Annotated in this window: 22 protein-coding genes; 10 read left to right on the top strand and 12 right to left on the bottom strand. The window is 71.7% G+C overall.

Annotation, left to right across the window (positions count from 1 at the left end):
• Window positions 1-56: 56 nt before the first annotated feature.
• Window positions 57-203 carry a PD-(D/E)XK nuclease domain-containing protein gene (locus ACWEPX_RS20710; protein ID WP_451898831.1) on the bottom strand — a complete coding sequence of 49 codons (147 nt, stop codon included), beginning with the start codon at window positions 201-203 and terminating at the stop codon, window positions 57-59.
• 14 nt (window positions 204-217) lie between these two features.
• Window positions 218-733 (bottom strand): hypothetical protein, encoded by a 516-nt coding sequence (locus ACWEPX_RS20705; RefSeq protein WP_451898822.1) that lies wholly within the window; start codon window positions 731-733, stop codon window positions 218-220.
• A 503-nt stretch (window positions 734-1,236) separates the two neighbouring features.
• Between ACWEPX_RS20705 and ACWEPX_RS20700 the strand changes: the two genes are divergently transcribed.
• The gene (locus ACWEPX_RS20700) at window positions 1,237-2,445 is read left to right on the top strand and encodes a GNAT family N-acetyltransferase (protein WP_451898821.1); all 1,209 of its coding nucleotides are present in this window, start codon (window positions 1,237-1,239) and stop codon (window positions 2,443-2,445) included.
• A 58-nt stretch (window positions 2,446-2,503) separates the two neighbouring features.
• Window positions 2,504-3,316 (top strand): hypothetical protein, encoded by an 813-nt coding sequence (locus ACWEPX_RS20695; RefSeq protein ID WP_451898820.1) that lies wholly within the window; start codon window positions 2,504-2,506, stop codon window positions 3,314-3,316.
• Here ACWEPX_RS20695 and ACWEPX_RS20690 read toward each other — a convergent pair.
• The gene (locus ACWEPX_RS20690) at window positions 3,313-4,116 is read right to left on the bottom strand and encodes an Fpg/Nei family DNA glycosylase (protein WP_451898819.1); all 804 of its coding nucleotides are present in this window, start codon (window positions 4,114-4,116) and stop codon (window positions 3,313-3,315) included. The two genes, ACWEPX_RS20695 and ACWEPX_RS20690, sit on opposite strands and share 4 nt — an antisense overlap.
• A 1-nt stretch (window position 4,117) precedes the next feature.
• Complete coding sequence (locus tag ACWEPX_RS20685) at window positions 4,118-4,585, bottom strand: ribose-5-phosphate isomerase (protein WP_451898818.1); 468 nt, start codon at window positions 4,583-4,585, stop codon at window positions 4,118-4,120.
• A 64-nt stretch (window positions 4,586-4,649) separates the two neighbouring features.
• On the opposite strand from ACWEPX_RS20685, the gene ACWEPX_RS20680 reads away from it, so the two are divergent.
• Both ACWEPX_RS20680 and ACWEPX_RS20675 read left to right on the top strand, forming a co-directional pair.
• Window positions 4,650-5,351 carry a 2-phosphosulfolactate phosphatase gene (locus ACWEPX_RS20680; protein WP_451898817.1) on the top strand — a complete coding sequence of 234 codons (702 nt, stop codon included), beginning with the start codon at window positions 4,650-4,652 and terminating at the stop codon, window positions 5,349-5,351.
• Window positions 5,348-6,034, top strand: coding sequence for an MBL fold metallo-hydrolase (locus ACWEPX_RS20675; protein WP_451898816.1), 687 nt, complete (start codon window positions 5,348-5,350; stop codon window positions 6,032-6,034). The genes ACWEPX_RS20680 and ACWEPX_RS20675 overlap by 4 nt, the downstream gene beginning before the upstream one ends.
• Here the strand turns inward: ACWEPX_RS20675 and ACWEPX_RS20670 are convergent.
• Together ACWEPX_RS20670 and ACWEPX_RS20665 are read right to left on the bottom strand one after the other, a co-directional pair.
• Window positions 6,015-7,436, bottom strand: a complete 1,422-nt coding sequence (locus ACWEPX_RS20670; RefSeq protein WP_451898815.1) for an aldehyde dehydrogenase family protein — start codon at window positions 7,434-7,436, stop codon at window positions 6,015-6,017. The two genes, ACWEPX_RS20675 and ACWEPX_RS20670, sit on opposite strands and share 20 nt — an antisense overlap.
• 93 nt (window positions 7,437-7,529) lie before the next feature.
• On the bottom strand, window positions 7,530-8,135 hold the full coding sequence (locus ACWEPX_RS20665) for a mycothiol-dependent nitroreductase Rv2466c family protein (protein ID WP_451898814.1): 606 nt from the start codon (window positions 8,133-8,135) through the stop codon (window positions 7,530-7,532).
• A gap of 173 nt (window positions 8,136-8,308) precedes the next feature.
• Between ACWEPX_RS20665 and pepN the strand changes: the two genes are divergently transcribed.
• Complete coding sequence (pepN, locus tag ACWEPX_RS20660) at window positions 8,309-10,873, top strand: aminopeptidase N (protein WP_451898813.1); 2,565 nt, start codon at window positions 8,309-8,311, stop codon at window positions 10,871-10,873.
• Window positions 10,874-10,965: 92 nt separating this feature from the next.
• Here the strand turns inward: pepN and ACWEPX_RS20655 are convergent, their stop codons facing one another.
• Together ACWEPX_RS20655 and ctaJ are read right to left on the bottom strand one after the other, a co-directional pair.
• Window positions 10,966-11,460: a DUF5130 family protein gene (locus ACWEPX_RS20655; protein ID WP_451898812.1), complete on the bottom strand. Its 495-nt coding sequence runs from the start codon at window positions 11,458-11,460 to the stop codon at window positions 10,966-10,968.
• Window positions 11,447-11,695, bottom strand: coding sequence for an aa3-type cytochrome oxidase subunit CtaJ (gene ctaJ, locus ACWEPX_RS20650; protein WP_451898811.1), 249 nt, complete (start codon window positions 11,693-11,695; stop codon window positions 11,447-11,449). The genes ACWEPX_RS20655 and ctaJ overlap by 14 nt, the downstream gene beginning before the upstream one ends.
• Window positions 11,696-12,580: 885 nt before the next feature.
• On the opposite strand from ctaJ, the gene ACWEPX_RS20645 reads away from it, so the two are divergent.
• The gene (locus tag ACWEPX_RS20645; protein ID WP_451898830.1) at window positions 12,581-12,832 is read left to right on the top strand and encodes a hypothetical protein; all 252 of its coding nucleotides are present in this window, start codon (window positions 12,581-12,583) and stop codon (window positions 12,830-12,832) included.
• 51 nt (window positions 12,833-12,883) lie between these two features.
• On the opposite strand, the gene ACWEPX_RS20640 is transcribed toward ACWEPX_RS20645, so the two are convergent.
• Window positions 12,884-13,519: an HNH endonuclease gene (locus tag ACWEPX_RS20640; protein WP_451898810.1), complete on the bottom strand. Its 636-nt coding sequence runs from the start codon at window positions 13,517-13,519 to the stop codon at window positions 12,884-12,886.
• 165 nt (window positions 13,520-13,684) lie between these two features.
• Here ACWEPX_RS20640 and ACWEPX_RS20635 point away from each other — a divergent pair, with 165 nt between their 5' ends.
• The 4 genes from ACWEPX_RS20635 (at window position 13,685) to ACWEPX_RS20620 (ending at window position 18,423) form a co-directional block, all read left to right on the top strand.
• A complete protein-coding gene (locus ACWEPX_RS20635) occupies window positions 13,685-14,659 on the top strand; it encodes a mechanosensitive ion channel family protein (RefSeq protein WP_451898809.1) in 975 nt (324 codons plus the stop codon).
• A gap of 21 nt (window positions 14,660-14,680) precedes the next feature.
• The gene (locus ACWEPX_RS20630) at window positions 14,681-15,064 is read left to right on the top strand and encodes a globin (RefSeq protein ID WP_451898808.1); all 384 of its coding nucleotides are present in this window, start codon (window positions 14,681-14,683) and stop codon (window positions 15,062-15,064) included.
• Between the two features lie 49 nt (window positions 15,065-15,113).
• Window positions 15,114-16,685 carry a glycoside hydrolase family 13 protein gene (locus ACWEPX_RS20625; RefSeq protein ID WP_451898807.1) on the top strand — a complete coding sequence of 524 codons (1,572 nt, stop codon included), beginning with the start codon at window positions 15,114-15,116 and terminating at the stop codon, window positions 16,683-16,685.
• A gap of 811 nt (window positions 16,686-17,496) precedes the next feature.
• Window positions 17,497-18,423: an alpha/beta hydrolase gene (locus ACWEPX_RS20620; protein ID WP_451898806.1), complete on the top strand. Its 927-nt coding sequence runs from the start codon at window positions 17,497-17,499 to the stop codon at window positions 18,421-18,423.
• A 726-nt stretch (window positions 18,424-19,149) separates the two neighbouring features.
• Here ACWEPX_RS20620 and ACWEPX_RS20615 read toward each other — a convergent pair.
• The 3 genes from ACWEPX_RS20615 to ACWEPX_RS20605 all read right to left on the bottom strand — a co-directional run bounded on the left by ACWEPX_RS20615 (window position 19,150) and on the right by ACWEPX_RS20605 (window position 25,218).
• A complete protein-coding gene (locus tag ACWEPX_RS20615) occupies window positions 19,150-19,782 on the bottom strand; it encodes a hypothetical protein (RefSeq protein ID WP_451898805.1) in 633 nt (210 codons plus the stop codon).
• Window positions 19,775-20,206, bottom strand: a complete 432-nt coding sequence (locus ACWEPX_RS20610; protein WP_451898804.1) for an acyl-CoA thioesterase — start codon at window positions 20,204-20,206, stop codon at window positions 19,775-19,777. The genes ACWEPX_RS20615 and ACWEPX_RS20610 overlap by 8 nt, the downstream gene beginning before the upstream one ends.
• Window positions 20,207-20,295: 89 nt before the next feature.
• Window positions 20,296-25,218 carry an NAD-glutamate dehydrogenase gene (locus ACWEPX_RS20605; protein ID WP_451898803.1) on the bottom strand — a complete coding sequence of 1,641 codons (4,923 nt, stop codon included), beginning with the start codon at window positions 25,216-25,218 and terminating at the stop codon, window positions 20,296-20,298.
• Window positions 25,219-25,285 lie beyond the last annotated feature (67 nt).

Raw genomic sequence — 25,285 nt, 5'->3', positions numbered from 1 at the left:
CCGCCACGAACGCCACCCCAACAACTACTGCGGCCTCCTCACCCTCGCAGCCGCCCTCACCTGCTACAAGAAACTCCCCACGTGAGACACCCTCTAAGCAGGAAGTCGAGTCGAGACGACCCGCCAGCCATCTTTGGTGTCGGCTCTTCTGGCTCGACTTCCTCGAAATAAAGGACGGCAATGGAATGCAGGATATGCTGCATGTCGTATTCGTCGTTCACGGGTATCCCTGCGCGACCACGATGCCCTGCCTCAAGGATGAAAACGAGGTAGGGAGATTGCGGCCGATCCTCTCCAATAGTTCCAGCGCCTCTACGGTAACCGAACTTGCGCCAAGGCGAGCCAGAGCCTGTTCAAGATATTGAAGTTGCTGTCTGACAGGGTTGACGAATCTGTCTTTCGCGGGATGCTGCCATGGACTAAACATCTTCTTGCTCACTTCGTCCATGTCTTCGCGATAGATCGGGCTCTTCATAAGGGGGTCTTGCAAGAAGTGCTTCACTCGATAGGTCAGCATTCCGCCTTCGTACTCGCTGCGGAAGCGGTCGCGTAGGTCTTCAGGTAGGGCTTCGAGACACGCGCTGTACCAGCGTCGATAGAGATCGGAAAGTTGCTCAGCCGCCTGATGGCCTGCTGTTTCGTCTTCTATCTGAACACGTCCGGCCAGCTCTTCAAGCTGCGGCACTGCCTCGATGAGTGCTTGCAGCTTGCCTGCTGTACTGCGCGTTGCCATGAGAGAAGGGTACGAGGTGGAGCCGACAGTCAACCCGCCTGACCGACTCGCACCTCCGAACACAAGTCTGGCGCGTCCCGAGACGGAACCGCGCCAGACGCGGTTACCACTAAAGCGGCTTCTGCCTGTCCCGGTGCTCTCGCAACAACTTCGCCACACTGCTCCGTCCGATCCTGTACCGAGCTGCCAGCTCCATCCGGCCGCTTTCGCCTGCCTCGAACGCTGCCACCAGTTCAGCGACCTGCTCAGCCGAGAGCCGGTTGCGTACCGGCCGACGTGTAGACGAGCGGGAGCCTCACGCTCACATCTGGGTCATCCGCTTCTAGTGCTAGGGCAAGCTGACGGGCTGCTTCTTGCGGGTCAACCAGCAACTCAGACTTGTTCAAGTACCGGCGCAGGAGGTCGACCGGGCGGCGTGCTCGTGCGAGCGCGCCGCCCGTTCTCGTCCCGGGGGTCGCAAATTCGGTGGCGCGGGTGGTCCGGGCCCGCGTAGACACGCTGGCATGCAGATGCGCGAGCTGGCCGAGCAGGACTTCGCCGACTATGCCGATCTCGTCATCTCGGCGTTCTTGTCCGCGGATAGCGCTGCGGACGCCGAGGTCCGGATGCGGGTCATCCTGGGGGACTCGCGGCGGGTGGGGGTGTTCGACGGGGACCGGTTGGTCGGGGCCGCGGCGGTGGGGCCGCGGGAGATCACGCTGCCGGGGGCGGTAATGGTGCCGTTCGAGGCGGTCACGTTCGTCGCGGTGGCCGCCGATCAGCGGCGGCGGGGCGTGCTGACCACGCTGATCCGCAGCCAGCTGCAGCAGATCCACGACGCGGGCGGGCCCGCGATCGCGGCGCTGTGGGCGTCGGAGGCGGGGATCTACCAGCGGTTCGGGTTCGGGCAGGCGAGCGAGCAGGTGCTCTACGCCATCCGCGGCAAAGCGCCCTTCCGCAAGGACATCGACCTCGGCGGCGACCGGGTGCGCGAGCTGGGCGCCGCGGACGCGCTGCCCGCCATCCGCGCGCTCTACGACGAGTACGCCCCGCAGCGGGCGGGGTCGCTGAGCCGGGCCGACTGGGTGTGGCAGGACTGGCTGCACGACCCGGTGGACCAGCGGCGCGGCTGGTCGGCGCGGCGGTGGGCGGTGCACCCGCGCGGCTACCTCATCTACCGCGTCAAGCCCGCCTACGCCGACAACGTCCCGTCGAGCACGCTCATGGTGGAGGAGCTGGTCGCGCTCACCCCGCAGGCGAACGCGGCGCTGCTGCGGTACGCGATCGACATGGACCTGGTGACCGAGGTCACCTACACCGGCTCGATGGACGACCCGCTGCCGATGATGCTGGCCGACTCCCGCACCGCGGTGGGGAAGGTGCAGGACGCCCTCTACATCCGGCTGGTCGACGCCGACCGCGCGCTGGCGCAGCGCCGCTACAGCGCCGCCGTGGACGTCGTGATCGAGGTCGCCGACGACCTGTGCCCGTGGAACGCGGGACGGGTGCGGCTCGCGGTCGACTCCGCGGGGGTGCCGACGGTCACCCGCACGGACGACCCGGCCGACCTGGTGGCCACCAGCACCGAGCTGGGCGCGGTCTACCTCGGCGGCACCCGGCTGACCCGGCTCGTCGACGCCGGGCGGGTCGTGGAGCGCACCCCGGGCGCGGCGGCGGCGCTGTCGGTGGCCCTGTCCGCCGAGCGTGAGCCGCGCTGCCTGGAGGTCTTCTAGGGAACCATCGGGGCGGCCTCCGTCGTTGACCGGGTAACCCCCGGTGGAGGAGGCCCCCATGGAGATCCTGCTGGTCCTGGTCGTCGCGCTGGTCGTGGTCGGCCTGATCGCCGCGCGCAGCGGCGCGGGCAACCGGCGGAACCAGCTGGCGGACGCCAAGGCCGAGGCCCGCCGCTGGGTCGAGCGCCTGGGCGGGCAGGTGATGAACCTGACCGGCACCACCAAGGCGGCCCAGCAGGCGCTGGCCGACGCCGCCGAGCGCTACACCGCGGCGGGGTCGCAAATGGACCAGGCGACCACCGTCGAGCAGTGCCGCCTGGTGACCAAGACCGCCCTGGAGGGCCTGTACTACGTGCGCGCCGCGCGGGTCGCCATGGACATGGACCCGGGCCCCGAGCTGCCGGTCGACCCGGAGGCGGCGCGGGCGGGCGCGGTCACCGAGAACCGCAGGGTGGCCGTCGAGGGCCACCACTACGCGGCCTCCCCCGAGGCGTCGCAGGGCACCCCGTACTACTACCCGGGCGGCCGGGTGGCGGGCCGCTCGGTCCCGCGCGGCTGGTACAGCGAGCCGTGGTGGCGCCCGGCGCTGGTCGCGGGCGCGTGGGGCGTGGGTTCGATGCTGCTGTTCAGCACGATGTTCGCGGGCATGGCGGGCATCGCGTCGGCGGACGCCTGGGCCTCCGGCTACGACGCGGGCATGGCCGACGCCGGTGGCGACACGGGGGACGCGGGCGGCGACATGGGCGATCCGGGCGGCGACCCGGGCGCGGACATGGGCGGCGACCCCGGGGCCGACTTCGGCGGCGACCTGGGCGGGGATTTCGGCGGCGACTTCGGTGGGGACTTCGGCGGCGGGATGGACTTCTTCTAGCCCGGCTGGCAGGCCGGGCACCAGAAGAGGTTGCGCCCGACCAGCTCCGCCTGCGCCACCGGCGTGGAGCAGACCAGGCACGGCTGGCCGGTGCGGCGGTAGACGTAGACCTCGCCGCCGTGCCGGTCGACGCGGGGCGCGCGGCCCATCGCCTTGGGCAGGTGCTCGTCGCGCACGGTGTCGATGCGCCCGCGCCGCACGCCGATGCGCATGAGCGCCACCAGGTCTGCCCACATCGCCTCCCACACCGCGCGGTCCAGGGCGCGGCCGGGCAGCAGCGGGTGGACGCCGTGGCGGAAGAGGACCTCGGCGCGGTAGACGTTGCCGACGCCCGCGATCACCGACTGGTCCATCAGCAGCGCGCCGATCGCGGTGCGCGAGCGGCTGATGCGCGCCCACGCCCGCTCCGGGTCGGCGTCGCGGCGCAGCGGGTCCGGGCCGAGGCGGGCGCGCAGGGCCCTGGCCTCGGCGGCGGTGATGATCTCGCAGGCGTTCGGGCCGCGCAGGTCGGTGTAGTGCGACGGCCCGACCAGGCGCATCCGCACCTGCCCGACCGGGGCTGGCGCGGGCAGCTCGGACTCGGTGAAGGTCCCGTAGAGTCCCAAGTGGACGTGGACGACGGCGTCCGGGCCGTAGACGTGGAACAGGTGCTTGCCGTGGGCCTCGGCCCGGCGCAGCACCCGGCCGTCCACAAGGGACGCCGAGAACCGGCCCTGCGGGCTGGACACGGCGACCGGCCCGCCTGCGAAGCGCTTGGTGTGGTCGCGGGCGAGCCGGTGCAGCGTGTGGCCTTCGGGCATGTCAGGGCAGCGCGGGGGGCTCGCCGGTGCGCTCGTAGTCGCTGATGATGCCGATGCGGCGGGCGTGGCGGGGGTCGGCGGAGAACGGGGTCGCCAGGAACGCCTCGACGATCGCGGTCGCCTCCTCGGCGGTGTGCATCCGCGCGCCGATGCCGATGACCTGGGCGTTGTTGTGCTCGCGGGCCAGGGTGGCGGTCTGGGTGCTCCAGGCCAGCGCGGCGCGGCAGCCGGGCACCTTGTTGGCCGCGATCTGCTCGCCGTTGCCGGAGCCGCCGATCACCACGCCCAGGCTGCCCTCGTCGGCGACGACCCGGCGGGCGGTCTCGATGCAGAACGGCGGGTAGTCGTCCTGCGCGTCGTACTCGGCCGGGCCGACGTCGGTGACGTCGTGCCCCGCAGCGGCGAGGTGCTTGGCGAGGTGGGCCTTCAGCTCGTACCCCGCGTGGTCGGAACCCAGATAGACACGCACGCCGCGCAGTGTGCCATCCGCACCCCTGGGTCGCCCTACCAGCCCGAGGGGGAACACTGGGGACGTGACCAACGACCCATTCGACCAGTCCGGCTTCGACGTCCGGCTGGAGTGGGGCCCGGACGGGGTGGCCGCGCTGGCGGGCTGCCCGGTCATCGTCATCGTGGACGTGCTGTCGTTCACCACATCGGTGGATGTCGCGGTGGGCAACGGCGCGCGCGTCCTGCCGCTGCCGTGGCGCGACGAGCGCGCCGCCGCCGCCGCGCGGGAGGCGGGCGCGGTGCTGGCGGGCGAGGACCGCTGGACGCTGCGCCCGGCGTCGCTCACCGACATCCCCGCGGGGACCTTCCTCGCGCTGCCCTCCCCCAACGGCGCGACGCTGAGCACGCTCGCGTCGGGCGCGGTGTTCGCGGGCTGCCTGCGCAACGCGCCCGCGGTCGCCAAGGCGGCCAAGGCCGCGGGCGGGCCGATCGGCGTCGTCGCGGGCGGGGAGCGCTGGCCGCACGACGACGCGCTGCGGCCCGCGGTGGAGGACCTGCTCGGCGCGGGCGCGATCGCCCACCACATCGGCGGAGCGCTGTCCCCCGAGGCGCGGGCCGCGGAGGCGGCGTTCCTGGCCTACAGCGACGACCTGCCCGCCATGCTCGCCGCGTCGTCGTCGGGGCGGGAGCTGGCCGGCTGGGGGCACGCCGCCGACGTCGCCATCGCCGCCGCCTACGGGGTGAGCACGACCGCGCCGCGGCTGGTCGAGGGGGTGTTCGAGTGAGGTGGGTCGAGGTGGCCGACGGCGTGCACGCCCGCCGGTACGGCGAGCTGGACCAGACCCTCGGGCTGGTCGTGGGCCAGCGCCGCGCGCTGGTGGTCGACACCGGCCGCGACGAGGTGCACGGCGCGGAGTGGGCCGCGGCCATCCGCGAGCTGACCGACCTGCCGCTGGCGGTGGTCATCACCCACGCCCACTTCGACCACTTCCTCGGCACCGCCGCGTTCGCAGGCGCCGAAGTGCACGCCCACCCGCGCTGCGGCCCGGCGATGACCGCCGTCGACCACCGCGGCGAGTGGGCCCAGCGCTACCGGGAGATGGGCAAACCGGAGCTGGCCGAGCGGGTGGGGCGCGCCCGGATCGTGCTGCCCACGCACGAGGTCGACGACCGGGTGGACCTCGACCTCGGCGGCCGTCGCGTCACCCTGCTGCACCCCGGCCCCGCCCACACCGACCACGACATCGCCGTGCACGTCCCGGACGTCCACGTGGTCTTCGCGGGGGATCTGGTCGAGCAGGGCGCGCCGCCGTCGATCGGCGACGACGCGCACCCGGCGCGCTGGCCGGGCGCGCTCGACGTGCTGCTGGCGCTGCGCCCGACCACCGTCGTCCCCGGCCACGGCGAGCCGGTCGACCCGGCGTTCGTCGCCGCCCAGCGCGACCAGATCAGCGCTGGATCGACTTGACCTCGGTGAACTCCTCCAGGCCGAAGCGGCCCAGCTCGCGGCCGTTGCCGGACTGCTTGTAGCCGCCGAAGGGGGCCAGCGGGTTGAACGCCCCGCCGTTGATGTCGACCTGCCCGGTGCGCATCCGCCGGGCGACGGCCAGCGCGCGGTCGTCGTCCGCGGAGAACACCGCGCCCGCCAGGCCGTACTGGGAGTCGTTGGCGATCGCCACGGCCTCGTCGTCGTCGGCGTAGGGCAGGATCGACAGCACCGGGCCGAAGATCTCCTCCTGGGCGATCCGCATCTCCGGGCGCACCCCGGCGAAGATCGTCGGCGCCACGTACGCGCCCGTCGCGGGCACCTCCGGGCCGCTGTAGACGAGCTGGGCGCCTTCGTCCTGGCCGACGCGGATGTACTCCAGCACGCGGTCGCGCTGCGCCGCGGAGGACATGGGGCCGATGCGGGTGGCCGCGTCCGTCGGGTCGCCGACGGTGTACTTCGCCGCCGCGGCCTTGGCCAGCTCGACGGCCTCGTCGTGGCGCGACGCCGGGACCAGCATCCTGGTCCACGCCGTGCAGGTCTGCCCGCCGTTGATGAACGTGTTGGCCAGCCCGATCTTCACCGCGAGCCCGAGGTCGGCGTCGTCGAGGATGATGTTGGCGGACTTGCCGCCCAGCTCCAGGGCCACCCGCTTGACCGTCGCCGCGGCGACCGCGGACACCCGGCGGCCCGCCGCGGTGGAACCGGTGAAGGACACCATGTCCACGCCCGGGTGCGCGGCGATCGCCTCGCCGACGACCGGGCCGGTGCCGTGCACCAGGTTGACCACGCCGTCCGGGATGCCCGCCGCGGCCAGGATCTCCAGGAAGATGTTGGCGTTGAGCGGCGCGACCTCGCTGGGCTTGAGCACCACGGTGTTGCCCGCGACCAGCGCCGGGGCGACCTTCGCCGCGATCTGGTGCAGCGGGTAGTTCCACGGGGTGATGGCCCCGACCACGCCGACCGGCTCGCGCACGACCAGCGAGTTGCCGATCTCCTCGGTGAAGGAGTAGCCGTCGGCCACCAGCCCGGCCACGCCCGCCGAGGTCGCCGCGGGCAGCGCGGCCTGCACCTTGGTGGAGAACGTGATCGGCGAGCCCATCTCGGCGGTGATCGTCGCGGCCAGCTCGTCGCGGCGGGCCGCGATCCCCTCCGACACCCGGCGCACGGCCTCGGCGCGCTCCTGCGGCGACCGCGCCGACCAGGCGCCGAAGGCCGCCGTCGCAGCGGCCACGGCGGCGTCGACGTCGGCCGCCGTGCCCGCGGGGACGGCCGCGATGACCTGCTCGGTGGCCGGGTTCACCACCTCGATCCGGTCGCCGCCCGCGTCGATCAGCTCGCCGCCGATGACGTGGCCGGTGCGGGTGGTGGCGGGCGCGGTCATGGGTCCTCCAACCGGATGTGACACCTGCGGGCGGGTACGCCGGTCAGCGTGTCACATCCGGCGGGGGGCGCGCATGCGCGCCGCGTCACATCATCAGTCGAACTTCAGCTCGCCCGTGCGGGTCCGCTTCAGCTCGAAGAAGTCCGGGTAGGCGGCCAGCGCCCGGGCGCCGTCGAAGATCTTGACCGCGTCCTCGCCGCGCGGGATCGAGTTCAGCACCGGGCCGAAGAACGCCACGCCGTCGATGTGGATGGTGGGCGTGCCCACATCCATGCCCACCGGGTCCATGCCTTCGTGGTGGGACTTGCGCAGGGCGTCGTCGTAGTCGGTGGAGTCCGCGGCCGCCGCCAGCGACTCGGGCAGGCCGACCTCGGCCAGCGCCTCCTTGACCACGGCCGGGTAGTCCTTGTTCCCGCCGTTGTGGATGCGCGTTCCCATCGCCGTGTAGAGGTCGCGCAGCACCTCCTCGCCGCGCTCCTGGGCCGCCGCGATCGCCACGCGCACCGGACCCCACGCCCGGTCCAGCAGGTCGCGGTAGTCCTGCGGCAGGTCCCGGCCCTCGTTGAGCACCGAGAGGCTCATCACCCGGAACCGCAGATCGATGTCGCGCTGCTTCTCGACCTCGATGATCCAGCGCGAGGTGATCCAGGCGAACGGGCAGACGGGGTCGAAGTAGAAGTCCACGCGGGGCTTGCTCATGCGCTGTTCTCCAGGGCTCTGGGTCCGTTCGGCGGCGTCTGGCCGCCCGACCTGTGCAACATCCCACCCGCGCGGAAACCTTCCCGTCCGGCCCCACCTCCGACGTGATTGGATGCGATTGCCAGTACCAGTCCCCGCGAGGAATCCCGCCTCGCCGTTCCCCGAGGTGTCCCGTGGCCGCGCCCAACCTGACCCGTGACCAAGCCCGCGAGCGGGCCGCCCTGCTGGAGGTGGAGTCCTACACCGTCGAGCTGGATCTCACCGACGGCCTCGGCCAGCCGGGCGAGGCGACCTTCGGCTCGCGCACCACCGTGCGCTTCGCCGCCCGCGAGCCCGGCGCCACCACGTTCATCGACATCGTGGGCCGCTCGGTGGAGTCGGCCGTGCTCAACGGCGTCGAGCTCGACGTCTCCGGCTACACCCCCGAGACCGGCGTCGAGCTGCCCGGCCTGGCCGCCACCAACGAGCTGACGATCACGGCCACCTGCGAGTACATGAACACCGGCGAGGGCCTGCACCGCTTCGTCGACCCGGTGGACAAGGGCGTGTACCTGTACTCGCAGTTCGAGACCGCCGACGCCAAGCGGATGTTCGCCTGCTTCGACCAGCCCGACCTCAAGGCCACCTACACCCTCTCGGTGCTCGCGCCCGCGGACTGGAAGGTCATCTCCAACGCCGCCGCGCCCGTGCAGACCCCGGAGAGCGCGGGCGACAACCAGGTGGTGCGGCACGAGTTCAGCACCACCGAGCGGATGTCGACCTACCTCGTCGCGCTGGTCGCAGGCCCGTACGCGGAGTGGCGCGACGAGTACACCGACGAGCACGGCACCATCCCGCTGGGCATCTACTGCCGCGCGTCGCTGGCCGAGCACATGGACGCCGAGCGGCTGTTCACCGAGACCAAGCAGGGCTTCGGCTTCTTCCACCGCAACTTCGGCGTGCCGTACCCGTTCGGCAAGTACGACCAGTGCTTCGTCCCGGAGTTCAACGCGGGCGCGATGGAGAACGCGGGCTGCGTCACCTTCCTGGAGGACTACGTCTTCCGCAGCCGGGTCACCCGCTACGCCTACGAGCGCCGCTGCGAGACCGTGCTGCACGAGATGGCGCACATGTGGTTCGGCGACCTGGTCACCATGCGCTGGTGGGACGACCTGTGGCTGAACGAGTCGTTCGCCACCTGGGCGTCGGTGCTGGCGCAGGCCGAGGCGACGGAGTACGAGCACGCCTGGACCAGCTTCGCCAACATCGAGAAGTCCTGGGCCTACCGGCAGGACCAGCTCCCCTCCACCCACCCGGTCGCCGCCGACATCCCCGACGTCGAGGCGGTCGAGGTCAACTTCGACGGCATCACCTACGCCAAGGGCGCCAGCGTCCTCAAGCAGCTGGTGGCCTACGTGGGCCTGGAGAACTTCCTCTCCGGCCTGCGGGTGTACTTCGCCAAGCACGCCTGGGGCAACGCCACCCTCGCCGACCTGCTGGCCGCGCTGGAGGAGGCGTCCGGCCGCGACCTGTCGTGGTGGTCGGCGCAGTGGCTGGAGACCACCGGCCTGAACTCGCTGCGGCCGCGCTTCGAGGTCGAGGGCGGCAAGTTCACCTCGTTCGCCGTGCTGCAGGGCGGCGCGAAGCCGGGCGCGGGGGAGCTGCGCACCCACCGGGTCGCCATCGGCGTCTACGACGACGTGGACGGCAAGCTGGTGCGCACGCACCGGGTGGAGGTCGACGTCGACGGCGACGTGACGACCGTGCCGGAGCTGGTCGGCGTGCCGCGCGGCAAGCTGGTCCTGGTCAACGACGACGACCTGACCTACTGCACCATGCGCCTGGACCCGGGCTCGCTGACCACGCTGGTGGACCGCATCGGCGACATCACCGAGCCGCTGCCCCGCACCCTGTGCTGGTCGGCGGCCTGGGAGATGACCCGCGAGGCCGAGCTGAAGGCCCGCGACTTCGTGTCCCTGGTCTGCCACGGCCTCGACGCCGAGAGCGAGGTCGGCGTGGTCCAGCGCCTGCTCCTGCAGGCCCAGACGGCCCTGGCGTCCTACGCGGACCCCGCCTACTCCCCCAAGGGCTGGAGCCTGTTCACCGACCGCGTGCTGGAGCTGGCCCGCGCCGCCGAGCCGGGCTCGGACCACCAGCTGGCGTACGTGAACTCGCTGACCACCTCGGTGCTGGACGAGCCCAAGCTGGCCGTCCTGCGCGGCTGGCTCGACGGCTCCACCCCGCTGCCCGGCCTGTCCGTCGACACCGACCTGCGCTGGCGCCTCCTCCACGCCCTGGTCGCCCACGGGGCCGCGGACGAGTCCGAGATCGACGCCGAGCTGCGCGCCGACTCCACCGCCGCGGGCAACCGCCACGCCGAACGCGCCCGCGCCCTGCTCCCCACCATCGCCGCGAAGTCCGAGGCCTGGCGCCGCGCGGTGCACGACGACGAGCTCCCGAACGCGGTCAACGAGGCCATCATCAACGGCTTCTCCCACCCGGCCCAGCGCGAACTCCTCGCGCCGTACGCGGCGAAGTACTTCGAGGACGTCGCGGGCGTGTGGCAGCGGCGCTCCAGCGAGCGGGCGCAGTCGATGGTGCTGGGCCTCTACCCGGCCTGGGCGGTCACCCACGCGACCGTGGAGGCGTCGGACGAGTGGCTGGCGGCCGACCACCCGCCTGCGCTCCGGCGATTGGTGTCGGAGGGGCGCGCGGGGATTCTGCGCGCTCTCGCGGCGCGCGAGTTCGACGGTTCCTGAAAATGCGAGTGTGGCCCGGACCGATGGTCCGGGCCACACTCGTCTGTGCGCGAATTGCTTTATGGGTGAACCCGCATTCGCGGACCGCCCAACTACTTCCGCGGTGCGTTCCCCGCCTGGTCAGCCAGCATTCGGAGAGCGCTGACCAAACCGCCGGTCAGGTCGCCCTCCTTGAACGACGCGACCATCGCCATGACGGCCAGATTGCACCCGCGGTCCGGCAACCGCCGAGCCGCCTCGAATCCGGTGACGACCTCAACCTTCCGCTGGCCGGGGGACACCGCGATCAGCACCGACTCGGCCGAGGCCGGACCGATGCCTGCGTGCAGCTCCTCCGCGCGGTCGCGGGTGTCCGGGCCGAGGTCGCCGAGGTAGATGCTGAACAGCAGGCCCGTCGCCCGGGAGGACAGCGTGAGGGCCTCGTCGAGGCGGGTCAGCTGGACCGTGGTGAACGGGAGGCCGGGTTCGGGCGCGGTCTTGGCCTTGGCGACCGACAGGCGGCCGCTGGCGGTGACGGCGACGCCGTAGCCGTGCTCGGGGTCTTCGACTACCTGGTCCTCGTGGCGGACGAGCTCACCAGCTGCCACGGGCACCTCCCTTGGCCGTGCGCACGGGCGCGTTCTCGGTGGCGGCGACGGCGGCGTGGTCGGCGTGCAGGCCCGCCGGGTTGGCCGTCCACCAGACCGGGGGGTGGTCCCAGTCCTGGCCCGGCCGGTAGCGCGGGTTCTTCGCGAACCGGTCGCGCAAGGTCACCAGCGCGACCACGCCGTAGATCGCCAGCGGGATGACGGCGAACACGAGAAAGGTCTCGACGATCGTCACGGGCGCTACGGTAGCCCACAACGGGGCGGCCATCCTGCCCCGGCCCTGGTCATAGTCAAGCCGGAGTCACCGCCAGTAACCGGTTGGTGCTCTCCTGGTAAGGCCGTTGCGCCGACCGACGTCGCGGCGGGTAGCTCAAAGGGCGTACCGGCAAGGGGCGAACGGCCCTAAGTGGGCAGGCGAAGGACCTTGTGGTGGGTTGACGTCTTGTCGGTTACCCACCAGGGTCATAGCTTTCACCTATACGGCCCTTGCGAACCAGCTCTCCCCTTGATCGATGTGTGACCGCTCCCGGGAGGACACGCCATGTACATCATCGCTTCCCTCGACGAGGCCAGGCTCTTCACCCAGACGGGCGAGTACGCGGACGAGCTGATCGGCGGGACTCGCGTCACCCGGGGTACCCGCGTCACGCGGGGCACGAGGGTCGCTGCCGTGCATCCTGGCACCCCGCCCACCGACCGCACCAGGGTTTCGGCGAACACGGAGGGAAATATCGTCATGGGCACGCGCGTCACCCGCGGTACGCGGGTCACCAGGGGCACCCGCGTCACGGCGGAGGCGGCCTGGATGGGCACCCGGGTCACCAGGGGGACCCGCGTGACGCGCGGCACCAGGGTCACCCGCGGCACCCGCGTGACGAACGTGGTCCCGGTCGACTTCGGCACCCGCGTCACCCGGGGCACCCGGGTCACCGGCGAGTTCGGCACCCGCGTGACCGCGGTCGACTTCGGCACCCGGGTCACCCGCGGGACCAGGGTCACCGCCGAGTTCGGCACCCGGGTAACCCGAGGCACCCGCGTGACCAGCGAGTTCGGCACCCGCGTCACTCGCGGCACCCGCGTCACCAGCCAATTCGGCACTCGCGTTACCCGCGGCACCCGCGTGACCAGCGAGTTCGGTACCCGGGTCACCCGCGGCACCCGTGTCACCAGTGAGTTCGGCACCCGCGTTACCCGAGGCACCCGCGTCACCGGTCAGTTCGGCACCCGCGTCACCCGCGTGACCAGCGAGTTCGGCACCCGCGTCACTCGCGGCACCCGCGTGACCGGCCAGTTCGGGACCCGCGTCACCCGCGGCACCAGGGTGACCCGCGGCACGCGCGTCACCGGTGGCACCCGAGTCACCGCGGCCTGATCTCATAACTGCCAGTTTAGCGATCGTCCCCGACAGTTGTCGTGGAGTCGATCAAGCCGCGGGCTCGCCGAGGTAGGGCAGCCACAGCGGATCGGCGTCGACCACCCCGGCCAGCAGCCGCCAGTGCGGGCCGCGCGGCGCCGACGGCACCACCCGCAACCGCCAGCCCAGCTCCGACAGCAGCTTGTCGGCCTTGCGGTGGTTGCACTTCGCGCAGCAGGCGACGCAGTTCTGCCACGTGTGCTGGCCCCCGCGGCTGCGCGGCACCACATGGTCTATCGTCTCCGCCCGACCCCCGCAGTACGCGCAGCGGTAGCGGTCGCGGAGCATCAGCCCCGCCCTGGTCAGCGGCACCCGCCCGCGGTAGGGGACGCGGACGTAGGTGGCCAGCCGGATCACCGACGGCACCTCGACGCTGGACGTGGCCGAGTGCACGACCATGCCCGTCGGGTCGCCGTGCACGACCTCGGCCTTGCCGCAGACCAGCAGGACGACCGCGCGGCGCATCGGCAGGGCCGTCAGCGGCTCGTAGGTGGCGTTGAGGAGGAGCACCCGCCGCCGGCTCCAGGGCGTCCGTGCCGGGGGACCGCCGCCGGGGTCGGGCGTCTGCGGCGGCTCTGGGCACAAGACGGCCATCGGCGCCTGCCCGTGGGCAGCGCCGATGGGAGTCGGTTGTCGGTCTGGCACTCGACCACCTCCACCGGTGCGTGCCTAAGTCGACCACAAATCGGACCCCGAACGCACGCCCGTTGTGTGACGTGTCCCGCATCGCCCCGGGAAATCCAGGTGAATTCCGCCCGCCCGGAGCAGCGTCTTAGACGCCGGTGCGCGGGCCGGCTATCGTCTGGCCCGATGATTCCCGACCTCATCGACTCCCTGGAACCGCCCAAGTGCGTCGGCGAGCCCGACTCCTGGTGCACCCAGGTCTTCGAGTTGACCAACAACGCCTGGCTCGCCGCGTCCGCCGACTGGCTGATCGCCAAACCGCTGGCGATCCTGCTCATCCTGGTCGTCGCCATCGTCGTGCGCTGGCTGCTGCGCAAGATGATCGACCGGCTCACCACCGGCGAGGGCAAGACGCCCAAGCTGCTGCGGCCGCTGAAGGAACGGGCCCCGCAGGCGCTGGGCGGCATCCTGAGCGAGCGGCGGGCGCAGCGGGCCAAGACCATCGGCTCGGTGCTCAAGTCGATCACCACCGCGGTGGTGTTCGGCCTGGCGTTCATGCTCATCCTGGGCGAGCTGGGGGTCAACCTCGCGCCGATCATCGCCTCGGCGGGCATCGTCGGCGTCGCGCTGGGCTTCGGCGCGCAGAACCTGGTGCGCGACTTCCTGTCCGGGATCTTCATGCTGCTGGAGGACCAGTACGGCGTCGGCGACATCGTCGACCTCGGCGAGGCCACCGGCACCATCGAGGCCGTCGGCCTGCGCGTCACCACGCTGCGCGACCTCAACGGGACCGTCTGGTACGTGCGCAACGGCGAGATCCTGCGCGTCGGCAACTTCAGCCAGGGCTTCGCCGTGGCCGTGGTCGACCTGCCCGTGGGCTACAGCGCCGACGCCGAGCAGGTCAACGACATCCTGCGCCGGGTCAGCGGCGAGCTGACCGAGGACGCCGACCACGCCAGCGATGTGATCGAGCCGCCGGAGGTCCTCGGTGTGGAGAAGGTCACACCCGAGGGGATGACCTTCCGGGTCACCGTGAAGGTGCGTCCGGGCAGGCAGTGGGCGGTGCAGCGGGCGCTGCGGGCCCGCGCGATGGTCGCGCTGGAGGAGGCCGACATCCAGCCGCCGCTGGGCAGGCTGTTCCCCCCGGCCCAGCAGCCGTAGCCGGTGGGGGAGGATGGAGCGGTGGGTACCACCGAGAACTTCTACGACGCGGTCGGCGGCGAGGAGACGTTCCGCCGGATCGTGCACCGGTTCTACGTCGAAGTGGCGCAGGACGAGGTGCTGCGACCGATGTACCCCGAGGCCGACCTCGGCCCGGCCGAGGACCGGCTGCGGCTGTTCCTGATGCAGTACTGGGGCGGCCCGCACACGTACTCCGACCAGCGCGGGCACCCCCGCCTGCGGATGCGCCACCACCCGTTCAGCATCGGCCCGATCGAGCGCGACGCCTGGCTGCGCTGCATGCGCGTGGCCGTCGACGAGGCAGGCCTCGACGAGCGGCACCGGGCGCAGCTGTGGCAGTACCTGGAGACGGCCGCCCAGAGCCTCATGAACAGCTGGGTCTGAAACCCCCACCGAGGACTTCGGGGAGTCCGATCTCGCGAGCGAGGAGAACGTGCGACGAAGCGCGCGGCCCGACGGCGCCACCGCATGGTGGCAGGACGCGGTGTTCTACCAGGTGTACGTGCGGTCCTTCGCCGATTCCGACGGCGACGGTGTCGGCGACCTGGAGGGCATCCGGTCCCGCCTGGGCTACCTTGAGCTGCTCGGCGTCGACGCCCTGTGGTTGACGCCGTTCTTCCGCTCCCCCATGGCCGACCACGGCTACGACGTCGCCGACCCGCGCGACGTTGACCCGCTCTTCGGCGACCTGGACGCCTTCGACCGGCTGGTCGAGGACGCCCACAAGCACGGGATCAAGATCACCGTCGACCTGGTGCCCAACCACACCAGCGACCAGCACCCCTGGTTCCAGGCGGCGCTGGCGGCCGGCCCGGGCAGCCCCGAGCGCAACCGGTACTTCTTCCGCGACGGCCGCGGCGACGGCCCGCCGAACAACTGGACCAGCATCTTCGGCGGTCCGGCGTGGACGCAGGTGGCCGACGGGCAGTGGTACCTGCACCTGTTCGCCCCGCAGCAGCCGGACCTGAACTGGGACTCCTCCGACGTGCGGGTCGACCTGGTGGAGACGCTGCGGTTCTGGCTGGAGCGCGGGGTCGACGGCTTCCGCGTCGACGTCGCCCACGGCATGGCCAAACCCGAGGGCCTGCCGGACATGGACCCGGCCGTGGTGGCGGTCATGGCGGGCGCGCAGACCCCGCACGTCACCGACCCGCGCTTCGACAACGAGGCCGTGCACGACGTGCACCGGCTCATCCGGCGGGTGCTGGACGAGCACCCCGGCACGATGGCCGTCGGCGAGATCTGGGTGGACAGCGACGAGCGCTTCGCCCGCTACGTCCGCCCCGACGAGCTGCACCTGGGCTTCAACTTCAAGCTGGCCCAGGCCGACTTCGACGCCGACGCCGTGCGCCGGGCCATCGAGCGCTCGATGGTGGCGGCCGGGTCGGTCCCGCCGACGTGGACGCTGTCCAACCACGACGTCGACCGGCACGTGACGCGCTACGGCGGCGGGGCCGCGGGCACCCGCAGGGCCAGGGCGATGGCGCTGGTCGAGCTGGCGCTGCCCGGCGTCGCCTACCTCTACAACGGCGAGGAGCTGGGCCTGCCCAACGTCGACGTGCCCGACTGGGCCCGCCAGGACCCGATGTACCACCGCTCCGGTGGCGCGGAGAAGGGCCGCGACGGGTGCCGGGTGCCGATGCCGTGGGAGGGCGTCGAGCCGCCGTTCGGCTTCACCGACGGGCCGTCGACCTGGCTGCCGATCCCCGCGGGCTGGGGCCCGCTGACGGTGGAGGCGCAGCTGGAGGACCCGGCGTCGATGCTGTCGCTGTACCGGCAGGCGGTGGAGATCCGCAAGACGCATGCGTCGTTCAGCGGCACCGAGCTGGAGTGGTACGGCGCTCCCCCGGGCTGCTTCGCGTTCCGGCGCAAGGGCGGCGGGCTGATCTGCGCGCTGAACACCTCGGCCGCGCCGGTGCCGCTGCCCCCGGGCGAGGTCCTGCTGTCGAGCGCGCCGCTGGAGGGCGGGCTGCTGCCACCGGACGCGGCGGTCTGGCTGGCGTGAACCTCACGCAGCGGGAGGTCCTAGCGTTGGGCGCATGACCCGGCGATGGACGGTGGGGGCGCTGGCCACGGGCTGACCGGGCGGAGGCTGCACCACTACGACGACCTCGGCCTGCTGCGCCCCGGCGAGCGGACCGCCGCTACACCGAGGCCGACCTGCGCAGGCTGCACCAGATCCTGCTGCGGCAGCTCGGCCTGCTCGCCTAGGTCGACCCCCACTCGGGCGACGTGCTGGACCGGCTGGGCTGGCTGACGCGATGTTCAACGACGGCCTGGGCGCACGGTGCTGGAGGAGTGCGCCGCGGCCCTGGACGACGCGGACCGCGGGTAGAGAGATATCGAATGGCCGGTGGTCTTGCGCGAACTGGTGGACCATTGCCGCAGTGACCGACCTGAGGACCCCCGCGTGCGCGGCACCGTCGCGCGCCTGGGCGGAAGTTTCACCGGCGGCGACGCGGAACTGGGCGGTCGGTGGCGCGGTTCTTCCGCCAGTACGGCGACGCCGTGGTCCCGGGTTCGGAGCTGGGGAACCGGTTATGGGAATACATCAGCAAGGCTTGTTCGCACTGAGGAGGAATGCCGTGAGAGGCACATCCCTGGCGCTGGCGGCTGCCCTGGTGGTGGGGACGGCAGGCGTGGCGCGGGCGGATATCGCCCTGCGATTGCCGGCGCCGTCCGGGAAATACCGAGTCGGGGTGGTGGAGATGCACTTGGAGGACGTTTCCCGGCCTGACCCTTGGGACGCCAACCGGCCTACTCGGGAATTGATGGTGTCGGTTTACTACCCTGCGGCGGATACGCGCGGATATCCCGTGGGGCGGCAGATGACGCCGGGCGTGGTGGAGGTTTTCAACGCCTGGTACGTCACTTACGTCCACCCGGAGCTACCCGACACCGGCGTCGACTGGGCGGCGACCCGGACGCACTCGCACGTGGGCGCGCCCGCCCTGCCGGGTCGGCGGCCGGTCCTGCTCTACAGCCCGGGCGGTGGCGACCCGCGGGGGCTGGGGACGGGGTTGGCCGAGGACCTGGCCAGCCGCGGCTTCGTTGTGGTGGCGGTCGACCACCCGGGCGGCGCGATCGCCGTGGAGTTCCCGGACGGGGAGGTCCGGCCGATCGAGCTGGCGGCGCATCCGGGGACGCCCGCGGGTTTCCGCACGACGGTGGAGTCGCGGTTGGCCGATCTCGGGTTCGTGCTGGACAGCCTGCGGGTGCTGGCTCGCGGCGGCAATCCGGACGTCGATGGGAAGCCCCTCCCCCGGCACCTCGCCCGGAGCCTCGACCTGCGGCGGGTGGGGGTGTACGGGCACTCGATCGGCGGAACGGTCGCCGCCCAGGCCCTCTACGAGGACCCGGGGATTGATGCGGCGGTGAACCTGGAGGGCTACCTCGACTACGTCCCCGAGCCCCCATCTCAGTACGGCGACCTCCTGCCGGTGGCCGCCAAGGGCACCCCCAAGCCCCTGCTGCTGTTCAGCACCGACGGCTACTGGAACGACCGCTACGCCCACTCCTGGTCCGCGATGCTCGCCACCGGCCCCCGCACCACCCACCGCCAACTGACCAACGCAACCCACTGGGTCTTCACCGACTTCGCCACCCAAGCCCCCCAACTCCAAGCCGCAGGCCTCATGACCCCCTCCGAACGAGCCCAACTCATCGGCCCCATCACCCCCACCGACTCCCGCCCCGCCATCCACAACCCAGTAGCCGCCTTCTTCACCCGCCACCTGCACTAACCCAGCCGTCGCCCACCCATCCACCCCCCAGATGATCAGACCATCCAGATGATCAGACCATCTGAACCACCCGCCACCTGCCCCTCCAGCACCGCTACCTTCGAAGCCCTCCCCCCCCCCCCGGCACGAGAGGACGAGCGCGGCGGCGGTGCATCCCAAGGCGGGACGGTGGGATCGCAACGACAACGGTGACGATGGCGGCGCACCAGCCAGATGTTCCCCCCATCTGAGGGGCATGGCCAGATGATGTGCGCATCCGAGCCGTGCGGCCAGATGATCTGAGCATCTGAGTTGTCATTCAGATGACGAGGTCATCGGGGCGGGCCGCTCGAATGATCTGGGCATCTGAGCTGCCTGGTCCATCACGCCGCCATCCAAGCGAGGTGGCTGGATGGTCCGATGATGCCGCCATCTGAGCGAGGTGGCTGGATGGTTTCGTCACCTGAGCTGCCGGGTCCGATGATGCCGCCATCTGAACGGGGTGGCTGGATGGGCTCGTCATCTGAGCCGCCTGGTCCAGTACGCCGCCATCCGAGTGGAGGTGTGCTGGATGGGCACGTCATCTGCGTTGCCGGGGCAGATGGTGTGGGCATCTGAGTGGGGTGGCCGGATGATCTGGGCATCTGAGTTGTCGTTCAGATGATGGGGTCATCTGGGTGGGGCGGTCAGATGGTCAGATCATCTGGGTGGGACCAGATGGTGACGGCATGTGGGTGGCGGCGGGGGTCAGACCAGGAGGGGGAGGAGGGCGTGCCTGCGGCGGACGACGGCGCCGTACATGGCGTCGAGGCGGAGCCAGGAGTCGGTGGCGGTGACGCGGATGTGGGCGTCATCGTCGTCGGCGAGGAAGCCCATGCCGGAGAGGGCGAACAGGCAGCGCAAGGGGACCTTGACGGCCAAGCCCTCCCCCTCGACCGTCAGCACCGTCTGGTCGAGCAAGGACGCAGGCGGCGTGCCCTGCGGGCCGACGTTCTCGCGGGCCACCGCCAAGCCCCGATCCGCCAGCTCCGCCACCTCCCGGGCCGGAATCCGGTCGACGACCTTCCAGTGCTTGGCCGGAGGCAGCGGCGAGCGCCACTGCATGTCTCGCGGGTGGCCGGGGTCGATGCGGTCGTCGCGGACCACGGCGAGGCCTGCGAGCAGTTCGTTGCCGGAGACCGTCACGTCCCCGGGGGTCAGGGATCCGCGGGCCGTGCGGGTGGCCAGGACGTCGAACGGGGTGGCGACCCAGGCGTCGACCAGGTCGCCGTCGCGGCCGCGGAGGCGGACCACGGCCTGCTGGTCGAGGCGGACCGCGCGGGCTACGAAGGCGCCGAGGTTGGCGCGTTCGGCGGGGTCGGGGAAGTGCAGCTCAGCCACGGCCGCCTCCGTTGTGCCACGCGGCGAGGAAGTCGCGTTCGGCGTCGGTGACCCGGCGGGGTTTGCCTGCGGCCAGGTCGAACGGGGCCAGGGTCGTGCGGGCGGTGACGGCCACCTGGTCGGTCTCCAGCGGTCCATTGTGGACCACGTAATCCAGCACGAAGTACGCCGCCCGGATCTCGCGCACCGACACCGCCACCCGCACCCCGCGGCCCGTCGCGTACAGCGGGGCGAGGTAGTCCACCGTCAGGTTGGCCACCACCACCCCGCGCGCCAGGTCCTCGGCGCCGCGCAGGGCGGCCTCGTGGAAGAGCAGGTCGACGCGGGCCTCCTCGAGGAGCGTCACGGTGCTCGCGTGGTTGACGTGGCCGTAGGAGTCCATGTCCGACCAGCGCGGCCGCACCTGGGTGACGAATACGCCCAACGCACCAGTTCCTTCCGCTGAAAATCGGCCCCGGGGGAACCTTATCCGCCGGTGGCCGCCCGCCCGGGAGCGGGCGGCCACCGATGGGATCAGCGGACCATGCTGCGCATCTGGCGGGCCGCGACCGACAGCGTCGCCAGGTCGAGCCTGCCCGATTCCTGGATGTCGGCCAGCGCCGCGCGGGCGCGGGCCAGCCGGGAGCTGTTGGCGTGCTCCCAGGCGGCGATCTTCTCCGCGGCGGGGGTGTTCGGCTCGCTCTGGCGCATCACGTCGAGGGTGATGGCGCGCAGCGAGCCGTACAGGTCGTCGCGGAGGGCCAGGCGGGCCAGGGCGTGCCAGCGGTTGCCGCGCTCCAGCGCGCCGACCGCGTCGAGCATGTGGTCGAAGCCCAGGTGGTCGGCCAGGGCGTAGTACAGCTCGGCGGTCTCCCACGGCGAGCGCTCGGTGTCCAGCCCGGCGTCGCGCTCGGCCAGCTCGGCGACCTCGGTGATGTCGAGCAGCCCGTAGGAGTCGATCAGCGCGGCGACCCGCTTGGCCAGCTCGGTCGGCACGCCTGCCGCGACCAGCCGCTCGGCCTCCGCCTCGGCCCGCCGCCGCGCCTGCCCGGCGAGGAAGTCCCCGACGGCGGGCGCGAGCTGGGCGGCGACCTCGTGGAAGCGGGAGATCTCCGCCCCGACCGCCAGCGGCTGCGGGCGGTTGGCGAGCAGCCAGCGGCAGGCCCGGTCGAGCAGCCGCCGGGTCTCCAGCACCATCCCGTCGGCGACCGCGGTGGGCACCACGTTGTCCAGGGCGTCGATCTCCCGCCAGATCGCGGGCAGGTCGTAGACCCTGGTCACCACGGCGAAGGCGCGCACGGCGTCGGTCGCCGAGGCGCTGGTCTCCTCGGCCAGCCGGAAGGCGAAGGAGATCCCCGCGCCGTCGACGACCTCGTTGACCAGCAGCGTCGTGGTGATCTGGCGGCGCAGCGGGTGCGCCGAGATCGCCTTGGCGAAGCGCTCGCGCAGCTGGGTCGGGAAGTACTCCGGCAGCCTGCGGGCGAAGACGTCCAGGTCCGGCAGGTCCGCGGCCAGCACGTCGTCCTTGAGCGCCAGCTTCACGTGCGCCAGCAGCACGCACAGCTCCGGCGAGGTGAGCGGCTCGCCCGCCTTGTCCATCGCCTTGAACTGCGCCCGGCTGGGCAGCGCCTCCAGCTGGCGGTCCAGGCCCCGGCTCTCCAGGCTGTCCACCAGCCGCTGGTGCACCGACAGCATCGGCGCGGCGTGGGCGCGGCTGACGCCCATGACCGCGTTCTGCCGGTAGTTGTCGGCCAGCACCAGCTCGGCGACCTCGTCGGTCATCTCGGCCAGCAGGTCGTCGCGCTGGGCCGGGTCCAGCTCGCCGGAGCGGACCACGTGGTCGAGCAGGATCTTGATGTTGACCTCGTGGTCGGAGCAGTCCACGCCCGCGGAGTTGTCCAGCGCGTCGGTGTTGACCTTGCCGCCGCCGCGCGCGAACTCGATGCGGCCGCGCTGGGTCAGGCCCAGGTTGCCGCCCTCGCCGACGACCTTGACCCGCAGGTCGGCGCCGTCGACCCGGACCGCGTCGTTGGCCTTGTCGCCCACGTCGGCGTGGGTCTCGGTGCTGGCCTTGACGTAGGTGCCGATGCCGCCGTTCCACAGCAGGTCGACCTCGGCCTGCAGGATCGCCTTCATCAGCTCCGGCGGCGACAGCTTCTGCGTGCCCTCGGGCAGGCCGAGCGCGGCCACCGCCTGCGGGCTCAGCGGGATCGACTTGAGCGTGCGCGGCCAGACCCCGCCGCCCGCGCTGATCTTCGCGCGGTCGTAGTCGTCCCAGGACGAGCGCGGCAGGGCGAACAGCCGCTTGCGCTCGGCGAAGGAGACCGCCGGGTCCGGGTCGGGGTCGATGAAGATGTGCCGGTGGTCGAAGGCGGCCACCAGCCGGATCTGGTCGGACAGCAGCATGCCGTTGCCGAAGACGTCGCCGGACATGTCGCCGATGCCGACGACGGTGAACGGCTCGGTCTGGGTGTCCACCCCCAGCTCGCGGAAGTGCCGCTTGACGCTCTCCCACGCGCCGCGGGCGGTGATGCCCATGGCCTTGTGGTCGTAGCCGACCGAGCCGCCGGAGGCGAAGGCGTCGCCGAGCCAGAAGCCGTACTCGCGGGCCACCGCGTTGGCGATGTCGGAGAACGACGCGGTGCCCTTGTCGGCGGCGACGACGAGGTAGGTGTCGTCCTCGTCGTAGCGCACGACGTCGCGCGCGGGCACCACGGTCGTGCCGTCCAGGTTGTCGGTCAGGTCGAGCAGGCCGGAGATGAACATGCGGTAGCACGCCACGCCCTCGGCCATGAACGCCTCGCGGTCCAGCGCGGCGTCGCCCACCGGGGCGGGCGGGCGCTTGACGACGAAGCCGCCCTTGGCGCCCACCGGCACGATCACCGCGTTCTTCACCGCCTGCGCCTTGACCAGGCCCAGGATCTCGGTGCGGAAGTCCTCCCTGCGGTCGGACCAGCGCAGCCCGCCGCGGGCCACCGACCCGAACCGCAGGTGCACGCCCTCCACGCGCGGGGAGTACACGAAGATCTCGAACCGCGGCCGCGGCTCGGGCAGCTCCGGGATCGCCCCCGGCTCCAGCTTGATCGCCAGGTACGGGCGCGGGTTGCCGTCGGCGTCGCGCACGTAGTAGTTCGTACGCAGGGTGGCCCGGATGACGGTGAGCAGGCTGCGCAGGATGCGGTCCTCGTCGAGGCTGGTGACCCCGTCGATCATCCCGGCGATCTCGTCGACCTGCGCCTTGGCGTGCGCGGTGCGGGTCTCGGGCGACAGCGAGGGGTCGAAGCAGGTCTCGAACAGCTCGATCAGCGCCGTCGCCACGTGCGTGTGGGCGAGCACCGCGTCCTCGATGTACTCCTGGCTGTAGGGCGTGCCCGCCTGGCGCAGGTAGCGCGAGTACGCGCGCAGGATGGTGGCCTGCCGCCAGGTGACCCCGCCGCGCAGCACCAGCGCGTTGAACCGGTCGACCTCGGCGTCACCGCGCCAGGACGCGCTGAACGCCTCCTCGAACTCCCGCGGCAGCCGGTCGAGGTCGGCCCGCGCGTCGAGCACGGTCGGGTCGATGCGCAGGCCGAAGTCGTAGACCCACCACGGCTCGCTGTCGTCGCGGTCCAGCTCGTAGGGGCGCTCGTCGATCACCTCGACGCCCATCGCCTGCAGCACCGGCAGGACCTGGGAGAGGGTGACCTTGCCGCCCTTGAGGAACAGCTTGAGCCGCCGCTCCCCCGCCTCCGCGCCGTCGGGCACGTAGAACTGCACCGCCATGTCGTCCTCGCCCAGCGCCATGATGCGGCGCAGGTCGGCGAGGCCCGCGGGGGCGTCGAAGTCCTCTTTGTACGCCTCGGGGAAGGCGTTGGCGTAGCGCTGGCCCAGCTCGGTCGCCGACTCGCTGTTGGCGCCGTTGGCCCGCTCGGTCAGCAGGGCCTCGACCATGCGGTCGTCCCAGGTCCGCACGGCCTGGGTCAGCCGCTCCTGCACGCGCAGCACGTCCGGCTCGGTGATGGTGGCCGGGTCGGTGCGGACGATGAAGTACACCTGCGCCAGCGGCGACTCGCCCAGGCGGGTGCTGAACTCCAGGTTCGTGCCGCCCAGCTCCTCCAGCAGCACCTCCTGCATCGCGATGCGGGAGGTCGTGGTGTAGCGGTCGCGCGGGAGGAAGACCAGGCAGGTGAAGAACCGGCCGTAGGGGTCCTTGCGCAGGAACAGCCGCAGCCTGCGCCGGTCGGCCAGGGCGATCACGCCGGTCGCGGTGGTGTAGAGGGATTCCGCGGTCGCGGAGAACAGCTCGGCGCGCGGCCAGTTCTGGATGACCTCCAGCATGCGCTGCCCGGAGTAGGACTCCATCGGGAAGCCCGCGCGGTGGATCACGTCGCGGACCCGGCGGCGCACCACGGGGATGTCGAGCACGTCCTCGTGCAGCGCGGAGGTGGTGAAGATGCCCAGGAAGCGGTGCTCGCCGGTGGCCCGGCCCTCGCTGTCGAAGGTCTTCACGCCCACGTAGTACGGGTAGGCGGCGCGGGCCACGGTGGACGGCGCGCTCGCCTCGGTGAGCACCAGCAGCTCGGGGGCCAGCGCGTGGCGGACGGCGTCCGGGCCCGCGGTCAGGCTGCGCGCGGCCAGGCTGTCCTGGCGCAGCACGCCGAGGCCGCTGGCCAGGATGGCGCGCAGGGCGGGCTCGCCGTCGCCGTCGACCAGCTCGTAGTTGCGGTACCCCAGGAAGGTGAAGTGGCCGTCGGCCAGCCAGCGCAGCAGCTCCGCGCCGTCGGCGAGGTGCTCGTCGTCCAGCGGCGGCGGGTTCTGCTCCAGCTGGTCGGCCAGGCTCATCGCCGTGGCGATCATCCGGTCGGTGTCCTCGACGACCTCGCGCACGTCGGTCAGCACCGAGTGCAGCACGGTCTCGATCTCGCGGGCCCGCTCGCCGTCGGTGACCCGGTCGACCTCGATGGACATCCAGCTCTCCGGGAACGCCTCGCCCGGCGGGGCCTCGGCGTCGGCCTTCGGCAGGAGCTCCTGCAGGTTGCCAGCGACATCCCGTCGGACGACCACGATCGGGTGGATCACGCGCTGGACGTGCGCGCCCGTGCGGGCCAGGGCCGCGGTGACCGACTCGACGAGGTAGGGCATGTCGTCGGTGACCAGCTGGATGACCGAGCACGGGGAGGACCACTCGTCGGTCCTGCTCTCGGGGTTGAGCATCCGCACGGCGGGGCGGCCCCGCACCCGGCGCTCGGCGAGCTGGGCGTGCGAGCGCACGGCGCCCACCAGGTCGCGCGGATCGTCGTCGAGGACTTCTTCAGGGGGGATGTACCGGTAGTACAGCCGGATGAGGTCGGCTATGTCGGGGTCCAGCTCCGCGGCCCGCGCGATCAGGTCGTCCCGGGTCTGCTCCGGGCTGCGCGCGGGCGAGCCGTCGACGCTGGCGGCTCTCTCGGTGCGGGACGGGGTACCAGTCGAGGTCATCTTCAGGTCGGCTCCACAGTCGATGTGCCACGTCGGTGTGTCACACCCTCAGGGTAGTGCCGGGCCC

This window comes from Actinokineospora sp. NPDC004072, assembly GCF_053604195.1.
This window is presented reverse-complemented; position numbering and strand designations above follow the sequence as displayed.

Coding starts and splice junctions, on each gene's coding strand:
- ACWEPX_RS20690 (WP_451898819.1), bottom strand. CDS start 4,116: ATGCCCGAAGGCCACACGCTGCACCGGCTCGCCCGCGACCACACCAAG.
- ACWEPX_RS20695 (WP_451898820.1), top strand. CDS start 2,504: ATGGAGATCCTGCTGGTCCTGGTCGTCGCGCTGGTCGTGGTCGGCCTG.
- ACWEPX_RS20700 (WP_451898821.1), top strand. CDS start 1,237: ATGCAGATGCGCGAGCTGGCCGAGCAGGACTTCGCCGACTATGCCGAT.
- ACWEPX_RS20665 (WP_451898814.1), bottom strand. CDS start 8,135: ATGAGCAAGCCCCGCGTGGACTTCTACTTCGACCCCGTCTGCCCGTTC.
- ACWEPX_RS20670 (WP_451898815.1), bottom strand. CDS start 7,436: ATGACCGCGCCCGCCACCACCCGCACCGGCCACGTCATCGGCGGCGAG.
- ACWEPX_RS20605 (WP_451898803.1), bottom strand. CDS start 25,218: ATGACCTCGACTGGTACCCCGTCCCGCACCGAGAGAGCCGCCAGCGTC.
- ACWEPX_RS20710 (WP_451898831.1), bottom strand. CDS start 203: ATGCAGCATATCCTGCATTCCATTGCCGTCCTTTATTTCGAGGAAGTC.
- ACWEPX_RS20705 (WP_451898822.1), bottom strand. CDS start 733: ATGGCAACGCGCAGTACAGCAGGCAAGCTGCAAGCACTCATCGAGGCA.
- ACWEPX_RS20635 (WP_451898809.1), top strand. CDS start 13,685: ATGATTCCCGACCTCATCGACTCCCTGGAACCGCCCAAGTGCGTCGGC.